Below are 17,832 nucleotides of genomic sequence, written 5' to 3' on the forward strand. Positions count from 1 at the left end.
CAGAAAACACCGAAGCTCACAGATTATTTCGGAATGTAGAACTGTTGAGGAAAACATAGAACGTGTCAAGCCAACAAAAAAATGCATTAGCCTTCAACTCGCCGCCTTTGACTTGCCGCCTCCGCCAAGCTCTGGCACCAGCTTTTATAGCGCACAGAAAACACCGAAGCTCACAGATTATTTCGGAATGTAGAACTGTCGAGGAAAACACAGAACGTGTGAAGCCAACAAAAAAAATGCATTAGCCTTCAACAAGCTTATGCACCGACGATACGCGGGTTCAGGTGGGAACATGAAACGTTAAGTGGTGAACGTCATAAAGTCTATCCCGATAGCTATCGGGACTAGCTTCCCCTAAAACGATACGTAAAATGGTGAACGTCGCGACGTCTTTCCCGATAGCTATCGGGACTCCAATCTTAATACTAAAAAATCTTTGCAGTTAGCCTTCGACAAGCTCCGGCACCTACGAATTGCGGGTTAAGTTGGGCAAAACGATACGTTAAGTGGTGAATTAATCGTCGTCTTAATACTCAAATCTTAATCCTTTTTACCCCTACCTTTTTTTAAAACGGAACGATATCTCTAATTAAAACGCAACCGAAAACTGTTTCAATTTTCCACTACGCGAACGTTCTAGAGCAGTTTTTTGCTCGAAAGTAAAATGTAAACCCGATTCCAGATAGCGTTCGTTTGCAGCAACGATTTCTGCTTTTTCGGTTTCAGACAACGGCTCGCTGGCAACGTATTCAATGGTAAAACTATTGGTATTCGTTTGCTTAATCACAAATTCCTTCACCTTAGCTTGGTCTTGAATAATGCTTTTAGTGACGTAATAAAACGTAAGTCCGGGCGTAGTTTTTCCGCTGGGCAAAACCGCAATGTCGTTCGTGCGACCCGTAAGCTGTTTCAAAAATAGGGTTTGCGTTTGTTGGTCGAAATCCAAAATACCGTTATCGCCAATATCATAACGAATAAACGGATGTGCACGATTATACAGGGCAGTAATCACAATTTTTCCCGCTTCGCCGTAAGGCAAAACCTCGTTGCGTTCATTCAAAATTTCGACCAATAAAGTAGCTTGGTTGATTTTCCAAACACCCGACGGATTTTCAAACGCAATTAAATCCAATTCGCTCGCGCCGTATTCGTTTACAATTGGAACACCAAAAGCACGTTCCATAAACTGCCGATCGCTTTCAAAAAGCATTTCCGAAGTCGTAAATACCGCTTTCAAGGTCGAACAAACGTCTTTTAAAACCACACCTTTTTTTGCTAAAAACTTTGCAAACAACAGCAAAGACGAGGTGTATCCGTTCAAATACGCAAAAGCCGATTTCTGAAATCGTGCCAAATAGGTTTCCAGCACTTTATCCGACAAATCGAAAACCGGAAACCGGCGACGGTGCATTAAAGAATCTTTGACTTCTTCTTTTAATTTGGGCAAACCTTCTAACGGAATTCCGTAAAAGCGTGCCTGTAAATCGCGGTTAAAATCGATTCCGTGCGCGCCGAATTGCTGCTTGATGTATGCCCATGTTAGTGCGTGACAATACTTGTCTTTGGCAAAAATAAAAGGTTCGCCACTCGATCCGCTGGTTTTGTTAACGTACACGTTTTTGGTCGTAAAGCCTGCACTTAGTCGGTTGGCCAAAGGCTGTTGAAAATCGGTTTTAGTAAGTACAGGTGCGTTTTGGAAATCTGTCGCTCTCGATTTTTCGAAAATAGCACGGTAATAGGAATTGTTTCTTAAGTGAAATTCCAGAATCTCGGCGGCTTTTTTGCGTTGGTATTCCGCGGCATTTTCAGTGAGTTCGCGCTCAAATTGTTGCAAATCTTTTTGTGCTTTCTGCAAAGGAAAACCCAGCCATTCGAGCGATAAATCAGCTAAACCGATCACGTGTTTTTGTTTGTATCAAAAGTAATCAAATCGGATTTAGCTGTCGCATTTTTCTAAAAACGCAGTACTTTTGCGCGACTACGAAACACAACAACATGAACATTTTACTATTAGGTTCGGGTGGAAGAGAACACGCTTTCGCTTACAAAATCACACAATCAACACATTGCAGCAAATTATTTGTGGCGCCGGGGAATGCAGGAACTGCTAACTGTGCCGAAAACGTAGCGATTGCTCCAACCGATTTCCCAAAAATAGCAAGCTTTTGTTTGGAAAACGACGTAAAAATGCTGGTTGTCGGACCAGAAGATCCGCTGGTTAAAGGCGTTTACGATTACTTTTTGGAAACCGATTCGCTAAAGCATATTGCTGTGATTGGGCCGTCGCAAAACGGCGCGCAACTCGAAGGAAGTAAGGAATTTGCTAAGAAATTTCTGCAAAAGCACCAGATTCCGACGGCGCAGTACGGAAGTTTTACTGCGGAAACCATCGACAACGGACTCTCATTTTTGGAGGGAATGTTGCCGCCTTACGTTTTAAAAGCCGACGGACTTGCCGCTGGGAAAGGTGTGGTGATCCTCGAGAATTTAAACGATGCCAAAGCAGAACTGCGCAGTATGTTGCTCGACAGTAAGTTTGGCGCAGCGAGTGCAAAAGTGGTTATCGAGGAATTTCTAGACGGAATTGAAATGAGTTGTTTTGTCGTAACCGACGGAAAATCGTTTAAAATTTTACCTTTTGCGAAGGATTACAAGCGGATTGGTGTGGGCGACACGGGTTTAAACACAGGCGGTATGGGAGCTGTTTCGCCGGTTTCGTTTATCGACGCTGAGTTAGAATCGAGAATCGTGGAACGCATCGTAAAGCCAACGGTTGCGGGTATATCTTCGGATGGTATTGTGTATCGCGGGTTTATCTTCATCGGATTGATAAATGTGGGTGGAAATCCGTTTGTTATTGAATATAACGTACGTATGGGCGATCCGGAAACTGAGGTTGTGTTGCCCAGAATTAGCTCTGATTTGGTGGAACTGTTTCAGGCGGTATCGACCCAGACTTTGGAAAATTACGAACTGCAAGTAGATTCGCGCACCGCGGTAACCGTAATGATGGTTGCAGGAGGTTATCCGGAAGCGTACGATAAAGGGTTTGAAATATCCGGAATCGATAAAATAACGGAGGCGCTGGCGTTTCATGCAGGCACTGCACTCCACGACGAGAAAGTGCTAACCAATGGCGGTCGGGTTTTAGCAGTGACGGCGTTGGCTGATGATTTGCCTGAGGCCATAAAAAAATCTTACCAAAATGTCGAAAAACTTCATTTTGATAAGATGTATTATAGAACGGATATCGGTAAGGATTTGTTGTAATCTTTACCGATTCGTTTTTATTTCAAGAACGAGTGTGCAGTAGTATCTTGATTTTCTTCGTTGTTTGCTTTGTGCAACTGCAACTGCTTAATCCAGTAATACGTGTAACGAACGCAAATAGCCATAAAAATCCAGTTTATGATGTTTGCTAAACTCCAGTAGCTAAGCTCTAAACTTCTTAGGCCATCAAGTGGAACAAATAGAAAATCAACAAAAAATGTTTGAATCCCTTCCCAAAATGCTTTCATCTGTGTCTATATGTTATATTTACCAAGCAAAAGTATAAAATACTTTAATGATTACAACACTTTTTAGCAAATCGAGACCGCTCAATTATTTGATTGTTGCTTGTTTGGCTTTGGGCAGCTCGATCATGGCTTTTCAGGCAGATGCGAAAATTGAAGTTAGTGCTGTGGTACAACAAATAAGTTGTAGCATTCTATGGTTACTTAGTTTGCTGTTGATCAACTTTATAACTAAAAGAAACAGTGTAAGCAAGGAGAATACATTTCCCATTTTATTTGCGGCTGTTTTCGTGTTGTTTATTCCCGAAGCTCTGCGCGATCTCAATATTTTGATAGCGCATTTTTTTATACTTCTTGCCTTGCGCCGACTTATTTCCATGCAATCGTTGCTGGCTCCGAAGGAGAAAATCTTCGATGCCGCTTTGTGGATAAGCGTAGCGGCTTTGTTTCAGTTTTGGTGTGTACTCTATTTGTTTATCGTTTTTGTATCGATTGTACTGCACGTATCGCGCGATTACCGGAATTGGATTTTGCCGTACTTCGGAGTAATTACCGCGTTGATTTTCGCGGGCATGATTCATTATTTCAGTGATTTCAATCCGATTTCTTACTTCTATACAAATGCGGTAGTCGATTTATCGTTTGATTATTTTCAGGAAGTTTCTCAAAATGCAGCACTTTCAGCTTTTACGGCCTTTGCTTGCATTTTGTTTTTAGCGCAGCTTTTGTCGTTGAGCGGAAAACCTCTTATTCTACACGCCGCCTACAAAAAAGTACTTTTTTCGTTTTGTATTGGCGGTTTAATTTTCGTTTTTTCAACATCAAAAGCAAACGATTTACTGCTGTTTACCGTATTTCCTCTTGCGGTAATGACGGCGAGTTTTGTTGAAGAAATGACCGGTAAATGGATTAAAGAAATTGCCGTGTGGCTGTTAGTTATCTCGGCAGTTACCTTCTTTTTTTGGCAGTTATAACTACAAACTAGAGTTTAGGGCCAAAGGCTAAATCGCCGGCATCGCCTAAGCCAGGCACGATGTAATTCTGAGCGTTTAACGCCTCATCTATTTCGCCAATCCAAAGTGTCGTATTTTCGGGCAAATGCTTTTGCAGATAGTCGATTCCTTCCGGCGCAGCAATTACCGCGGCAATATGTAATTCGGCAGGTTTCATTTCTTCGAGTAACTTTTCGCAGCAAGCAAGTAGTGAGCGTCCGGTTGCCAACATCGGATCGGCAAGAATCAAAATTTTGTTGGTCAAGTCAGGAATGGCTTGATATTCTACTTTAATTTCGAACGAACCGTGATCTTCACTGTAAGCGCGATACGCTGAAATGAAACCGCTTTCCGCTTGGTCGAATACGTCGAGTAAGCCTGCATGTAACGGAATCCCCGCCCGCAAAATACTCGCGATTACGACAGGTTTTGCCAAGCGGAAACTGTGTTTTTCGCCTAAAGGTGTGAGCACAGTGTTCGGTACGTATTCGAGAGATTTTGAAATTTCGAACGCCAATAAAGTTCCGATACGCTCTATGTTTTTGCGAAAACGCATGCGGTCGGTTTGCACATCTACGGCGCGTAACTCGCTCATAAATTGGTGTAGAACGGAATTCTGTTCGGATAAATTTCGGATTTTCATAAGCTTTTTCTGCGCAAGCTAAATTCTGCGCGGATAAAAGTATAAAAAGTATCTTTGCACTTTAAATTCTTGAACCTATGTTTTCAAAACTAGCTAATGCCGTATTCGAACAAAGTATCGCCGATTACCACAAATACGACAGCGTAGATCAGCCGATCGCCAATCCGTATCCGAAAGATCAGTTCGAACATTTATTGTACATGAAAAATTGGATTGACACGGTACAGTGGCATTATGAAGACATCATTCGCGATCCGCAAATTGATCCTGTAGCTGCTTTGGTTTTGAAACGCAAGATTGATGCATCCAATCAAGAAAGAACCGACGTTGTAGAGTACATTGACAGTTACTTTCTTCAAAAATACGCACACGTGAGTCCGAACAGCGATGCTAAAATTAACAGTGAGAGTCCGGCGTGGGCGTTTGATCGTTTGTCTATTCTAGCTTTGAAAATTTTCCACATGCGTGAAGAAGCCGAGCGTGCTGATGCTAGCGCGGAACACCGTGCCAAGTGTCAGGAAAAACTCAATGTTTTGTTGGAGCAACGCACCGACTTGTCGACCGCAATCGACGACTTACTTTCCGATATCGAACAAGGTAAAAAGTTCATGAAAGTGTACAAGCAAATGAAAATGTACAACGACGACGACTTGAACCCGGTTCTTTACCAAGCCAAGAAATAAAATTTTGAAATCGACCGTGCCGCATATTGCCTTTTTCCGAATTTCGGCTTTGGGCGATATCGCTATGTGTGTGCCGGCGATTAAAGCCGTTCGCGAGAAATATCCCGATTTACGCATCAGTGTTATTAGCATTGCTTTTGCCGAACCACTTTTCCAGGAAATTCCGAATTGTAATTTTATTGCATTCGATAAAAAAAGGGATGGAAGCATTCTCGGATTGTGGAATTTGCAAAGGAAGCTTCGCGCTTTAGAGATAACGCATTTTGCGGATTTTCATCAAGTGTTTCGATCGAAGCTGCTCCGTTTTTTCCTTACGGGAAGCGGAATCCAAACCGCAGCGATCGATAAAGCACGTGCGTTAAAACGAAAACTCACCGCCGGAAACGGCCGGTTTGCTATTCCAAGCGTTTTTGATAGGCAGCTTGAAGTTTTACAGCAATTGAATTTTAGCATTGCATTCGCGGCATTAAAACCTTTGCAGAAGCGCTCTATTCCCGAAATGTTTGCTTCCAGCAGAGTAAAAATAGGTATTGCTCCGTTTGCGCAACACGCGTCTAAAGTGTACGATTTAGATTTGCTAAAATCGGTTATTCAAGGAGTGCTTGAACGGTCGGCTGCTGAGGTGATTCTCTTTGGTAGCAAATCGGAATTAGCGGTTTTACAGGAAATAAAGGCGGATGAAAATCGGATTCGTATTGCAGCGGGCGCCTTGTCTTTTCGTGACGAATTGGCTCTCATTAGTTGTTTGGATGTTATGTTGAGTATGGATTCGGCAAACGGACATCTAGCAGCGTTGTACGGCGTTCCGGTGGTTACGCTTTGGGGTGTTACGCATCCTACTGCGGGTTTTAAACCGTTTTTACAAACCGACGATAATCAACTAACCGCCGATTTGGAGCGTTTCCCGAAAATTCCGACCTCGATATACGGAAACAAGTATCCCGAAGATTATGCCCACGCCATTGATAGTATTGCGCCGGAAAAAGTAGTTGAACGTTTGTTGCAGTTCCTTTCTTAATTTCTTTTGTTGCTTTTTTCTCACAGAAACCACAGAAATCCACAGATTTTTTTGCTAATGGAGCAATGTGGCTTTGCGAAAATTTAAACGTAATATTGCAATATTACCTCGAACAAAAACCTGTAAATCAACATTTTGTTAAAACAGAGTATCAATTAAATTACTGGTGTTTACAATTTTCATTCACTAACGTTCGAGCACGATTTTGCGTTAGGGATGGCAGTGGAAATCCTGTTTTGCGCTTCCATTTATGGCGCAAAACAGATTGAAACGTACAGCCCGACGGCGGCTAAGAATTTCCACGAAACGTGTGCCGCCGGAACGCCCAAAAAATAAAAAAGCCGCTCTTTGGAAAGCGGCTTGGTGGGATCGACTAAACGTCGTCGTAATCGATTTTTAAGACTGCCGACGTTGGGTGTGCCTGGCAGGTGAGGATGAGGCCATCGGCTATTTCGCCGTCGGTTAAGATGGTGTTCTTTTTCATTTCGGCGGTTCCTTCGGTAATTCGGGCTAAACAGCTGCTGCAAATTCCGCCTTGGCAGGAATAGGGCGCGTCGAGTCCGTGTTTCAAAGCGGCATCGAGTACCGATTGTTTGCGCGACATTTCGAAGGTGCTCGTCTCGTCATCTACGGTAACGGTAATGGTGGTATGACCGTCGGCTATTTTAAGATCGGTTTCCGAGCTCGAAGTGGAGAACAACTCAAACTTTATTTTGCTTTCGGGCACGTTGGCTTCTTTTAGTGCGCCGGAAACGGTGTTGATCATGCCTTCGGGTCCGCAGAGGAAGAACGATTCGAATGCAATGTCTTTGTACTTGTTTTTGAGGGTGTAGTTAACGACCGACCGATCGATACGTCCGAAAAGCGCACCGTCTTGTTTGGCTTCGCTGAAAACAAACTGTACGAGTAAGCGACCTACATACTGTTGCTGCAAATCGTGCAACTGCTGATAAAAAATGGTTTGTTGCGGACTTTTATTTCCGTACACCAACAAGAACGTGCCGTTTGGATCGGATGCTAAGACCGATTTTAGGATCGACATTACCGGCGTAATTCCGCTTCCTGCAGCAAAAGCCGCGATGTTGTGTGCAGGTTTTTCGGCGTCGACTGTAAAACGGCCTTCGGGTGCACTTACCTCGATAACGCTACCCGCTTTGAGTTGTTGGTTGGCGAAATTTGAAAAAGCTCCGTGTTTAACGGCTTTTACGGCGATACGTAATTCGTTTTCGTTAGGCGACGAGCAAATGGAGTACGCGCGGCGAATTTCCTGACCGTCGAGTGTGAGTTTTAGATTTACGTATTGTCCAGAAACATACTGGTAATGCTGTTGTAGCGGCTCTGGAATTGTAAAGACAATGGAAACGCACGAATCGGTTTCGCGTTTCACTTCTTTTATATGGAGTTTAAAAAAGCTTGACATAAAAAAATTTTGCGCAAAGATAGCGGAACGGAGTATGGATTAAAAAAAATTGTACGTTAGGTAGCGGCTTCTTTTTGCGGTAAGCGAAAATATTTTACTTTTAGAATCGCCTTCTTGTAACAAAGTTTCGAGATTGCTATCTAACAACCAAATCAAGCGGTAAACTATGTATAAAAAGATTTTATGGCTGGAATGGAAGAGCTTTTTTCGTTCGGCAGCATTTACTCAGAAAATAGCAATTAAAATTTTAATAGGTCTTGCAGCCTTATATTTTGGTGGTTGTTTCTTGATTTTGGGTATCGGTTCGTTCTTTATCATTAAAGACGTAACCAATCAAGATCCTGTTGTTGTGGTATCTCAGTTTCTGATTTACTATTTCTTGATGGATCTAGTTTTTAGGCAGATGCTGCAGAAACTACCCGTAATGAACATTCGCCCCATGCTGATATTGCCCGTTACGCGTTCGTATGTGGTGCATTTTTCGCTGGCCAAAACCTCGATTTCGTACTTCAACGTGCTGAATTATTTCTTTTTCTTACCGTTTACCATAGTGTTGTATGTGCAAGGATACGATCCGCTATCGGTTACGCTTTGGTTTGTGGCGATGACAGCGTTGATTTACTTCAACAACTACCTAAACATTCTCATTGCTAATAAAGACGGATTGTTTTACACCTTTATCACGCTTTTAGGTGCTATTGCCGCTTCGCAGTATTTTGGGTTGTTTGATATTACCATTTACACCAAGCCTATATTTTATGCATTGTTCGATCAGCCGCTTACCGTATTAGTGCCTGTTGCTTTGGTTGTTGGAGTGTATTACATGACCTATAAATATTTGCTTGGCCAATTGTATTTGGATGTTGGTTTAAAGAAAGAAATTGCGGTTGCACAAACCGAAAATTACACCTGGTTGAACAAATACGGAACCTTGGGCAGCTTTTTGAAGAACGACATTCGTATGATTCGCAGAAACAAGCGTTCAAAAACTACAGCAACAATGAGTATTTTGTTCTTGTTTTACGGTTTGCTGTTCTTTAATGGAGCTATTGACGCTTACGATAATCCGGCGATGCACATGTTTGCAGGAATATTTGTAAGTGGCGGATTCTTGATTTCGTTCGGACAGTTTGTTCCGAGTTGGGACAGTGCGTACTATCCGTTGATGATGACGCAAAACGTGCCGTATCGCGATTACATCAGTTCAAAATGGTGGCTTATGGTTATTGGTACGCTGGTGGCAACCGTTTTGGGTTCCTTTTACTTGTTTTTTGGATTGGAAATTTATCTCATTGTCGTTGCAGCCGCTATTTACAACATCGGAGTAAACTCGTACTTGGTGCTTTGGGGCGGCGCATACACGAAGACACCCATCGACTTGACTTCGGCGAAAGGCGCTTTTGGCGATCGCAAAGCGTTTAATGTTAAGACCTTACTCATATCGCTGCCGCAGTTATTACTTCCCATGGCGGTTTTCATGACAGGAAAAGTGCTTCTAGGAACCTACGAAGGGATAGCACTTGTGGCGCTTTTAGGAATTATTGGATTCCTGTTCCGCGACAAAATGTTCAACTTGATTGTAAAAACTTATAAAACAGAAAAATACGCTACGCTAGCAGCTTATAAAGAAAAAAACTAAAACTATGATTTCAGTAAATAATCTTACCAAAAAATACGGAGCAACAACGGTTTTAAACATTCCTTCACTTGAAATCCCGATAGGCGAAAGCTTTGGCTTGGTTGGAAATAACGGCGCTGGAAAAACCACCTTCTTTAGTTTATTGCTCGATTTGATTCAGCCTACAACGGGTAGCGTTTCTATAAAAGACATTCAAGTAAATGTTAGCGAACAATGGAAAACCAAAACCGCTTCATTTCTCGACGAAAGCTTTTTGATTGGCTACTTGACCCCCGAGGAATACTTTTACTTTATCGGAGAATTGCGCGGGCAGAATAAATCGGATGTCGACCAAACACTGGCAAAATATAGCGAGTTTTTTAACGACGAAATTTTGAACAGCAAGAAGTACATCCGTGATTTTAGCAAAGGAAATCAGAAGAAAGTCGGGATTATCGGAACCTTGATTGGAAATCCGGAAGTTGTGGTGCTCGACGAGCCGTTTGCAAATTTAGATCCAACGACGCAATTTCGCTTGAAGAAAATCATTGGTGATTTAGCTGCCGATCCGAACATTACTGTTTTGGTTTCGAGTCATGATTTGAACCACACGGTAGAAGTTTCTAACCGCATTGTAGCTTTAAGCAAAGGAGAAATTGTAAAAGACATCCGCACCAGCGAAGAAACGCTGAAAGAGCTCGAAGCGTTCTTTGCGGTTTAAGTTTCGAAGAGAAACTAGCGCAGTTAATTTCGGAATACAAAATCAACGCACGCCATTTTTGCTTGGCTGAGCAGGCTTTATCTGGGCCTTCAGTATCACGATATGCTGCGGCTCTAGGGATGTGTTTCTGCGACAGTTTTTGAGCGGAATCGGCGTGTTGTGTAATGTGTTTTCTTTGGAACATATTTAGACCTGCTGCCTTCGACCCTTTCAGGCACCAGCTTTTATAGCGCATAGAACACACCGAAGTTCACAGATTATTTCGGAATGTAGAACTGTTGAGGAAAACACAGAACGTGTCAAGCCAACAAAAAAATGCACTAGCCTTCGACANGCTTCTCGTGTCTAGCTTCTAACTTCCCCAAAAACGATTAGTTAAGTGGTGAACGTCGCTGAGTCTTAGTACTTAATACTCCCATCTTAATACTAAAACGTCTTTGCGAACTTTGCGAAAATCTTTGCGCTCTTTGCGGTTAGCATAGACAAATTCAGGCAGCGAGGGATTGCAATGTTTCACTAAGTGTTTCACGATGAGCACAATGCTTTTCCTTCGACAAATTCACGTACCAGCTTTTAAGCGCACAGAAAACACTGAACCTCACAGAATTTTGCCCAATAGGGTACCGTTGAGGAAAACACAGAACGTGTCAAACCACCAAAAAATCGTTCCAGCCTTCGACAGGCTCAGGCAACCGACGATATGCGGATTAGGCTGGGAAAAACGATACGTAAAGTGGTGAACGTTAGGAAGTCTTTCCCGATAGCTATCGGGACTATCCCGAAACTCCATCGTGGTTTGCGCTGTTAACGATTTTGAAAATTTTATGTCAATGAATTTTTAAAAATCTTGTCTTCCAATTATGGTGACAATTTCAATTTCATCTCCTTTAATATTGTAATAAATTGTATCAACACCGCAAATGCAGAATCTATCAATGTTTCTATACTTGGTATTAACAGGAAACATAAGAGGATTACTTGCTATTTTATGAAAACATTCAAACAACATGTCGTAATATTTTGCTGCTTGTAAAGCTCCAAATTGCCTCAGATCATATTCAAAAATTCTAATAATATCCCCCTCCGCTTCAATAGACAACTTATAATGATACATCGAAACGTTTCTTTATTTCGTCGAAAAGTTCCTCTTTCGTTTTTGTACTGTACCCGCTTTCTAAGCCTCTATNTTCTTTTTTCAATTATTAAAAAAACAGAAAACAATATTTTTAAACTCCTTGATTATTTTGGGGTGATTTTGGAGAAACATCAGATATTTATTTTGTTTTAAAGGGCGTTTTTGAATTAAATGTAAGTGGTTATAAAATTTTTAACTCAAAATATAATTGAGAAACTCATTTAAAAGATTTTAAGTTTTGTAAAAATATTTTGTCAGGATTAATTAATTGTTTCGTCTAAACTATAAATTTTAAATTAAAAGAAATAAAATGCCGACAAACATTAAAATTAAAAATTTACCTACGGGATATCAAACTATCATTAGTAATGGAAGACATAGTATTTTAGGAGATGAGCCTATTACAAGTAAAGGAACCGATTTAGGTTTTTCACCAACCGACTTAATTTTATCTAGTATTGCTATGTGTAAAGTAGCAACTGTTCGTTTCATTGCTCGAAGAAATAATTGGGAAATAGGTAACGTGGATGCGGAATTAGACCAAGTGGTAAAAAGAGGCGAAAACGGAAAGCTTTTAACCACCATTAAAGTTGCTATTTCCATTGAAGGTAATATAACAGAAGAACAGAAAACCGAATTGTTAAATCAAGCTGATGCTTGTTATGTTCATAGAATGATTGAAGGGGATTGGAATATAGAAAAAGCCACCATTTTAAATCAAGTTGAACTTGTATAAATTAAAAATAAAGACCTATGAAATCACCATTAACAGAAAGTTTGCAAAAGCAAACACCTAAATTAAAAAAGGTGATACCATATGTTACCGCTAAAAATAAAATTTAAACATATGAAAACATTAATTTTTACTGGAATAATTGCCATCGTAGTTTTTGGAATTTATAGTTTCAAAAAACCTAAAGCTGAAGTGACTTTAGGCAATAAAGGAATTGAATTTTTTGATGGAAATTTTCATCAAGCTTTATTAAAATCGCAAGAGCTTAATAAACCTATTTTTCTTGATGTGTATGCTACTTGGTGTGGGCCTTGTAAACAACTTAAAAAAACAACTTTCAAAGATGAAGCGGTTGGAAACTATTTCAATGCTAACTTTATTAATATTGCTATAGATGGAGAAACGCAAGAAGGTCAAGAGTTAATAAGAAAATATAATATTCGTTCCTATCCCTCTTTACTTATTTTAGATAGTAAAGGAGAAGTAAAAACCAGAACCACAGGGTTTCAAAAACCATATATTTTAATAAATTTTGGAAAAAGAATTGTTCCATAATCAAATAGACCTTTTTGCCTCAAATTAGTTGCTGTTTGTTCTAAAAGCGTTAGTTAATTAACTAATGCTTTTAGTTTTTAATCATTTTATACAATTATTGAACATGGAAAAAAAATCATTTTTAACATTCAAAAAACTTTTACTCTTTTTTGGTTTATTATTTTTATCATTCTCACATGCACAAAATGATGTTAATGAAGTTGCTTTAGACCATGAAAAAAGATTGAAATAGGAGCAGAGCTTCAATTGTATCCTGCGGGAGTAATGCCTATGATTACCTCTAATGTTTTTCTAAATGATAAATGGGCTTTACGTTTTAGAATTGGAGGTAACTTTGCAGACCGTCAAGATTTTAGTGAGTATAATGATAATGAAGTTGCTTCTGGTTTTGGTGCAACAATTGGAGTAGTTCGTTATTTTCCTTATGGTAAAGTAAACTTTATAATTGGCGCTTCAGTTGATACCTGGAATATGTGGACAGACTGGAAAGATGGCTTAAATACGTCCAATACAACAGAAGGTCAAACGTATAATTTAGTCATTCAACCTTGGATAAATGGTGGCTATTTATTTGATTTAAGTGAAAAATGGAATGCAGGAGGTTCGTTAGGATTTGGTAGGGAAATAAATGTAATTACACGCGGAGAAAACGTTGGTGAAGGATGGATGTGAATCATAATATTATCTGTAAATTATAAAATTAAATAATCTTTAATAGTAGAAATTATGAGAAAAGAAGTATTGGGATTGCTGTCAATTGTATTATTGTATAGCTGTCAAGAAGTAAAAAAAGAAGTTCAAAATGAACCCGTAGAAACCGAGCCTGTAACAGAAGAAATTTCGGTTGATTACAACACTTTAGGTATGGAAACCAACGCCATTCCAAAAGGATTACAAATTGGAGATGTTGCACCTGTTGTTAGCATGACTACAAGTGATAACAAAACGGTAACGCTAAAAGATTTCTATGAAAAGCAACCTATAGTAGTCATTTTTTATCGTGGGTATTGGTGTCCAATATGCAATCAATATTTATCTGAATTTGCAGAAAAAGCAAAAAGTATTGAAGATGCGGGAGCAAAAATCATTGCGATATCGTCTGAGAGTTATGAAAATTCAACGAAAACCATTGCAAATAATAAAATAGATTTTACTGTTATATCGGATTTAGATGGAAGTATTATGAAAGCTTTTGATGTCAAATTTGAAGTTACAAAAGAATATCAAGATATGATTCAAGAGAAATTAAATGCTTCTATAAGTGAAACCAATGCAAATAAGGAAGGCGTTTTGCCAGTACCAGCTACTTTCATAATAGATAAAAGCGGAAAAATTGTTTACAAGCAATTTGATCCTAATTATAAAAACAGAGCTACTATTGAAGATATTTTAGCTCATTTACCAAAATAAATTTAGTTTGTTTTAAAGTTTGGTTTTTTTAAAGCATCACATTTTGTGATGCTTTTTTTGTCAGGATTAGAATTAACTAGCGTCTATACACTAAATCTTATCAGACAGATTGAAGAAATTAATTACCATTTGTTTATTATTAGCCACAGTACAAAATTTTGCTCAAGAAACTACAGGTATTCTTAAAGGGAAAATTAAAGATGAACAGAATACTCCAATAGCATTTGCTCATATTGAAGTTGTACAAGAAAATACAGGAAATACATTCCATACCACAAGTCAAGAAAACGGATTTTTCTTATTCAATCAACTTCCACCCGATACAAATTATAGAATCAAAATATCTTACATAGGTTTTCAGGATTTTATGCAGCATGATTTAACTATTTTATTAGGTCAATCTGTTAGCTTAGATGTGCAATTAATTGAAAAAACGGAAACCTTGAATGAAATTGTTGTAACTGGTACCGTTGTTCAAAAAAAAGGGAATGAACAGAAGTTAAAAATGGAATTGCTCAATAATTTGCCTTCTCTAAACCGAAGTATTCAAGATGCCACTCGTTTATTACCAGATGCTAATTTGAATTCCTTTGGTGGCGCTAATTATCGTTTTAATAATTTAAGTATTGATGGAAGTGCCACTAATGATGTATTGGGTTTTCAAGAGCCTTCAAGCGGTGCAGCTGGTTCTGTTGCATCGGGAACACCTGGAGGTCTTGCGGGAACTCAACCTATAGGTTTTGGAGCTATAAGTGCTTTGTCTATTAAAACCGCTCCATTTGATGTAACTCTTGGAAATTTTACTGGGGCAAGTATTAATGCCGTAACTAAATACGGAAAAAATAAAACAGAAGGAAATGCTTATAATTTCACAAAAAACAGATGGATAACTGGACGATATGCAGATGGAGTAAAACAACCTGAATCTACTTTTTTTGACAACCAAATTGGGGCTTCTATTGGTGGTCCTGTGCTTAAAGACAAATTGTTTTATTTTTTTAATGCGGAATTCTCCTATAGAAAAGAGCCTGTTTTGAATGCTCCAGGTTCAACCAACTCTAATATTTCATTGACTACTGTAAATTCTATTCGAGATAAATTAATTTCTCAATATAATTATGATCCAGGCGCTTTTCAAAATGTTGATTTAGAACGTAAAAGCACTAAATTATTTTTACGCTTTGATTACTCCATTTCAAACAAGCACAAACTAACCTTACGAAATAATTTTGTTACTGCTTACGCTGATAATTTAGAATGGACGGCTAATTTATTTAATTTTGGTAATCAAGGGTATCGTCATAATTCCACTACCAACAGTTTGGTTGGTGAACTAAAAAGTAATTTCAATTCCAATTGGAATAACAAACTTATTGTTTCTTATTCAACGGTTAATGATGATAGAACGTATGATGGACGCGTTTTTCCACATTTAGAGATTATTGATAATACATCAAATACCATTTTTGCAGGTACTTATAGAGAAGCAGCCGTTTATGGATTGAATTTAAAAACTACTCAAATTACAGATAATGTTACTTATATTAAGAACAATCATACTTTTACATTAGGCACTTCAACAGAAATTAATGCCATTGAATATCGGTTTTTAACAGCATTTAATGGAAGATGGCAATATAAATCAGTTGATGATTTTTTGAATGACAGACCAAATCGTGTAAGAGGTGTTTACAATGTTGAGAATAATGATTTTGATTTTAATAAAAATAATCCTTCTGCCGATTACAATGTTATTTTATCGGGCATCTATTTTCAAGATGATATAAAAATTTCTGATAAGTTTAATTTGATGGTGGGTTTAAGAATTGATACTCAATTTCATCCGGGAGATTTTCCTATTAGTGATGAAATAAAAAATACTCCAGAGTTTGCTCAATATGAAAATAAAATTAATAGTAAACCTCAGTTTAATCCAAGAGTTGGATTTACTTATGCGATAAATGAAAAGGTAACCCTAAAAGGTGGTTCGGGTTTATTTACAGGTCGTATGCCTTTTGTTTGGTATGCTTATTCACATTATATCTCTGGAACTAAATATTTTAATATTGATTATAGACCCACTTCAAATCTTCCGATTACTGAAAATCTTAGCGATTTAGAAAGTTTGCAATCAAGACCTTTAACTGAAATTAATTTAGTAGATAATGGGTTTAATTTGCCACGTGATTGGAAGACCAATTTGAATTTGGACTTAAAGTTTAAGAATAATACAATTTTATCATTTGATTTTAACTATTCAAAGGTTGTAGAAGGATTGTATTTTCAGTCGATTAATAGAAAAGAATCTGCGTTATCCAATTTTGATGGCGCCGATAATCGCCCTTACTATACACAAACAGGAGATAATGTAAAAATCAACCCCAATTTTACCAATGTGTTTTTATTGACCAACACCAATAAAGGGTATCGATACAATGGTACCGTTAGTATTTCTAAATCCAATCATTTTTATACAGGATTCTTAGGATATACTTATGGGATGAGTAAAGACATTAGTAGTACTGTACGAAACTCTCATGCGGCTAATTTTGAATGGAATCAGGCTTTGGTTGCTAATAGTCCGAAACTTTCCTTTTCAAATTTTGATTTAAGACATAAAATTAGCTCTTATCATTTTATAGAAATGCCTTATAAACAATCGAAATTTAAGGTTGGTATTATTTACAACGGAAAATCGGGGAGTCCTTTTTCTTATGTTTATGAAGGCGATGTGAATAGAGATGGTTCTGCAAAGAATGATGTATTTTATGTACCAAATAACCAATCTGAAATAGTTTTACAAGATTTTATTAATAGTGAGGGAGTTTTGGTTACAGCCCAAGATCAATGGAATCAATTAGATGCTTATATTAGTAATGATGCTTATTTAAAATCAAGAAGAGGAAAGCATGCTGAACGAAACGGAGCAAGAACTCCTTGGAACCATCAGGTAGATTTAAAGTTTATTTTTGAGCAAAAGTTTAAAAACAAGCGATTTGAAATTTCATTTGATATTTTTAATGTGGCTAATTTGATACATAAAAATTTAGGAACACAATATTATGTTCCTAATATTAACAACTCAGGATATGCTCTTTTAGACTTTGTTACAATTGCGAATGAACAACCCGTTTATCAATTTCATAACCCCAATAGCAAGCCTTGGTTAGTAGATACTATAAATTCGAAATGGCAAGCGCAATTAGGTTTGAGTTTTTATTTTTAGATTTATTGTAAACTATTGTTTATTAATTACTAACGTGTTTTTGTTATTCGTACTACTTTACCAACTTAAAATTTACATTAAAACTCATCAACTATTTGCTTAATCAATTTTTTATAAAAATTTCCTAAGTACACGACAAAAATTGTATTAAATTAATTTCCAG

At 38.2% G+C, this 17,832-nt stretch carries 18 protein-coding genes; 13 read left to right on the top strand and 5 right to left on the bottom strand.

Annotation, left to right across the window (positions count from 1 at the left end):
* Positions 1 to 193: hypothetical protein (locus tag CHX27_RS15705; protein WP_207758938.1), on the top strand; the 193-nt coding region annotated here is incomplete at its 5' end.
* A gap of 396 nt (positions 194 to 589) precedes the next feature.
* Here the strand turns inward: CHX27_RS15705 and CHX27_RS05665 are convergent.
* Positions 590 to 1,900: a phenylacetate--CoA ligase family protein gene (locus tag CHX27_RS05665; RefSeq protein ID WP_094485791.1), complete on the bottom strand. Its 1,311-nt coding sequence runs from the start codon at positions 1,898 to 1,900 to the stop codon at positions 590 to 592.
* A 95-nt stretch (positions 1,901 to 1,995) separates the two neighbouring features.
* On the opposite strand from CHX27_RS05665, the gene purD reads away from it, so the two are divergent.
* A complete protein-coding gene (purD, locus tag CHX27_RS05670) occupies positions 1,996 to 3,270 on the top strand; it encodes a phosphoribosylamine--glycine ligase (protein ID WP_094485792.1) in 1,275 nt (424 codons plus the stop codon).
* A gap of 17 nt (positions 3,271 to 3,287) precedes the next feature.
* Here purD and CHX27_RS05675 read toward each other — a convergent pair whose 3' ends face one another.
* A complete protein-coding gene (locus tag CHX27_RS05675; protein WP_094485793.1) occupies positions 3,288 to 3,518 on the bottom strand; it encodes a DUF6341 family protein in 231 nt (76 codons plus the stop codon).
* 47 nt (positions 3,519 to 3,565) lie between these two features.
* On the opposite strand from CHX27_RS05675, the gene CHX27_RS05680 reads away from it, so the two are divergent.
* The gene (locus CHX27_RS05680; RefSeq protein WP_094485794.1) at positions 3,566 to 4,489 is read left to right on the top strand and encodes a DUF6427 family protein; all 924 of its coding nucleotides are present in this window, start codon (positions 3,566 to 3,568) and stop codon (positions 4,487 to 4,489) included.
* A 7-nt stretch (positions 4,490 to 4,496) separates the two neighbouring features.
* Here the strand turns inward: CHX27_RS05680 and upp are convergent, their stop codons facing one another.
* The gene (gene upp / locus CHX27_RS05685) at positions 4,497 to 5,150 is read right to left on the bottom strand and encodes a uracil phosphoribosyltransferase (RefSeq protein ID WP_094485795.1); all 654 of its coding nucleotides are present in this window, start codon (positions 5,148 to 5,150) and stop codon (positions 4,497 to 4,499) included.
* 77 nt (positions 5,151 to 5,227) lie between these two features.
* Between upp and CHX27_RS05690 the strand changes: the two genes are divergently transcribed.
* Both CHX27_RS05690 and CHX27_RS05695 read left to right on the top strand, forming a co-directional pair.
* On the top strand, positions 5,228 to 5,833 hold the full coding sequence (locus tag CHX27_RS05690; RefSeq protein WP_094485796.1) for a DUF4254 domain-containing protein: 606 nt from the start codon (positions 5,228 to 5,230) through the stop codon (positions 5,831 to 5,833).
* Positions 5,834 to 5,837: 4 nt separating this feature from the next.
* Positions 5,838 to 6,851: a glycosyltransferase family 9 protein gene (locus tag CHX27_RS05695; RefSeq protein WP_094485797.1), complete on the top strand. Its 1,014-nt coding sequence runs from the start codon at positions 5,838 to 5,840 to the stop codon at positions 6,849 to 6,851.
* 373 nt (positions 6,852 to 7,224) lie between these two features.
* Here CHX27_RS05695 and CHX27_RS05700 read toward each other — a convergent pair whose 3' ends face one another.
* Positions 7,225 to 8,271, bottom strand: coding sequence for a ferredoxin--NADP reductase (locus tag CHX27_RS05700; protein WP_094485798.1), 1,047 nt, complete (start codon positions 8,269 to 8,271; stop codon positions 7,225 to 7,227).
* A 166-nt stretch (positions 8,272 to 8,437) separates the two neighbouring features.
* On the opposite strand from CHX27_RS05700, the gene CHX27_RS05705 reads away from it, so the two are divergent.
* Both CHX27_RS05705 and CHX27_RS05710 read left to right on the top strand, forming a co-directional pair.
* Positions 8,438 to 9,910 (top strand): DUF5687 family protein, encoded by a 1,473-nt coding sequence (locus CHX27_RS05705; RefSeq protein WP_094485799.1) that lies wholly within the window; start codon positions 8,438 to 8,440, stop codon positions 9,908 to 9,910.
* Positions 9,911 to 9,914: 4 nt separating this feature from the next.
* Positions 9,915 to 10,610: an ABC transporter ATP-binding protein gene (locus CHX27_RS05710; protein WP_094485800.1), complete on the top strand. Its 696-nt coding sequence runs from the start codon at positions 9,915 to 9,917 to the stop codon at positions 10,608 to 10,610.
* An 838-nt stretch (positions 10,611 to 11,448) separates the two neighbouring features.
* Here the strand turns inward: CHX27_RS05710 and CHX27_RS05715 are convergent.
* Entirely contained in the window at positions 11,449 to 11,724 is a 276-nt protein-coding gene (locus tag CHX27_RS05715; RefSeq protein WP_094485801.1) for a type II toxin-antitoxin system RelE/ParE family toxin, read from the bottom strand.
* Between the two features lie 331 nt (positions 11,725 to 12,055).
* Between CHX27_RS05715 and CHX27_RS05720 the strand changes: the two genes are divergently transcribed.
* The 6 genes from CHX27_RS05720 (at position 12,056) to CHX27_RS05740 (ending at position 17,669) form a co-directional block, all read left to right on the top strand.
* A complete protein-coding gene (locus tag CHX27_RS05720) occupies positions 12,056 to 12,481 on the top strand; it encodes an OsmC family protein (RefSeq protein ID WP_094485802.1) in 426 nt (141 codons plus the stop codon).
* A gap of 111 nt (positions 12,482 to 12,592) precedes the next feature.
* Entirely contained in the window at positions 12,593 to 13,033 is a 441-nt protein-coding gene (locus tag CHX27_RS05725) for a thioredoxin family protein (protein ID WP_243388965.1), read from the top strand.
* Positions 13,034 to 13,136: 103 nt separating this feature from the next.
* The gene (locus CHX27_RS15870; protein ID WP_262494578.1) at positions 13,137 to 13,265 is read left to right on the top strand and encodes a hypothetical protein; all 129 of its coding nucleotides are present in this window, start codon (positions 13,137 to 13,139) and stop codon (positions 13,263 to 13,265) included.
* 38 nt (positions 13,266 to 13,303) lie between these two features.
* Positions 13,304 to 13,705, top strand: coding sequence for a hypothetical protein (locus tag CHX27_RS05730; RefSeq protein ID WP_094485804.1), 402 nt, complete (start codon positions 13,304 to 13,306; stop codon positions 13,703 to 13,705).
* 54 nt (positions 13,706 to 13,759) lie between these two features.
* Positions 13,760 to 14,443, top strand: coding sequence for a peroxiredoxin-like family protein (locus CHX27_RS05735; RefSeq protein ID WP_094485805.1), 684 nt, complete (start codon positions 13,760 to 13,762; stop codon positions 14,441 to 14,443).
* A 109-nt stretch (positions 14,444 to 14,552) separates the two neighbouring features.
* On the top strand, positions 14,553 to 17,669 hold the full coding sequence (locus CHX27_RS05740) for a TonB-dependent receptor (RefSeq protein ID WP_165764452.1): 3,117 nt from the start codon (positions 14,553 to 14,555) through the stop codon (positions 17,667 to 17,669).
* Positions 17,670 to 17,832 lie beyond the last annotated feature (163 nt).

The sequence above is a fragment of the Flavobacterium aurantiibacter genome (genome assembly GCF_002251775.1).
Taxonomy (GTDB): Bacteria; Bacteroidota; Bacteroidia; order Flavobacteriales; family Flavobacteriaceae; genus Flavobacterium; species Flavobacterium aurantiibacter.

Coding starts and splice junctions, on each gene's coding strand:
- CHX27_RS05730 (WP_094485804.1), top strand. CDS start 13,304: ATGATTACCTCTAATGTTTTTCTAAATGATAAATGGGCTTTACGTTTT.
- CHX27_RS05690 (WP_094485796.1), top strand. CDS start 5,228: ATGTTTTCAAAACTAGCTAATGCCGTATTCGAACAAAGTATCGCCGAT.
- CHX27_RS05675 (WP_094485793.1), bottom strand. CDS start 3,518: ATGAAAGCATTTTGGGAAGGGATTCAAACATTTTTTGTTGATTTTCTA.
- CHX27_RS05720 (WP_094485802.1), top strand. CDS start 12,056: ATGCCGACAAACATTAAAATTAAAAATTTACCTACGGGATATCAAACT.
- purD (WP_094485792.1), top strand. CDS start 1,996: ATGAACATTTTACTATTAGGTTCGGGTGGAAGAGAACACGCTTTCGCT.
- CHX27_RS05680 (WP_094485794.1), top strand. CDS start 3,566: ATGATTACAACACTTTTTAGCAAATCGAGACCGCTCAATTATTTGATT.
- CHX27_RS05735 (WP_094485805.1), top strand. CDS start 13,760: ATGAGAAAAGAAGTATTGGGATTGCTGTCAATTGTATTATTGTATAGC.
- upp (WP_094485795.1), bottom strand. CDS start 5,150: ATGAAAATCCGAAATTTATCCGAACAGAATTCCGTTCTACACCAATTT.
- CHX27_RS05725 (WP_243388965.1), top strand. CDS start 12,593: ATGAAAACATTAATTTTTACTGGAATAATTGCCATCGTAGTTTTTGGA.
- CHX27_RS05710 (WP_094485800.1), top strand. CDS start 9,915: ATGATTTCAGTAAATAATCTTACCAAAAAATACGGAGCAACAACGGTT.
- CHX27_RS05705 (WP_094485799.1), top strand. CDS start 8,438: ATGTATAAAAAGATTTTATGGCTGGAATGGAAGAGCTTTTTTCGTTCG.
- CHX27_RS05700 (WP_094485798.1), bottom strand. CDS start 8,271: ATGTCAAGCTTTTTTAAACTCCATATAAAAGAAGTGAAACGCGAAACC.
- CHX27_RS05715 (WP_094485801.1), bottom strand. CDS start 11,724: ATGTATCATTATAAGTTGTCTATTGAAGCGGAGGGGGATATTATTAGA.
- CHX27_RS15870 (WP_262494578.1), top strand. CDS start 13,137: ATGGAAAAAAAATCATTTTTAACATTCAAAAAACTTTTACTCTTTTTT.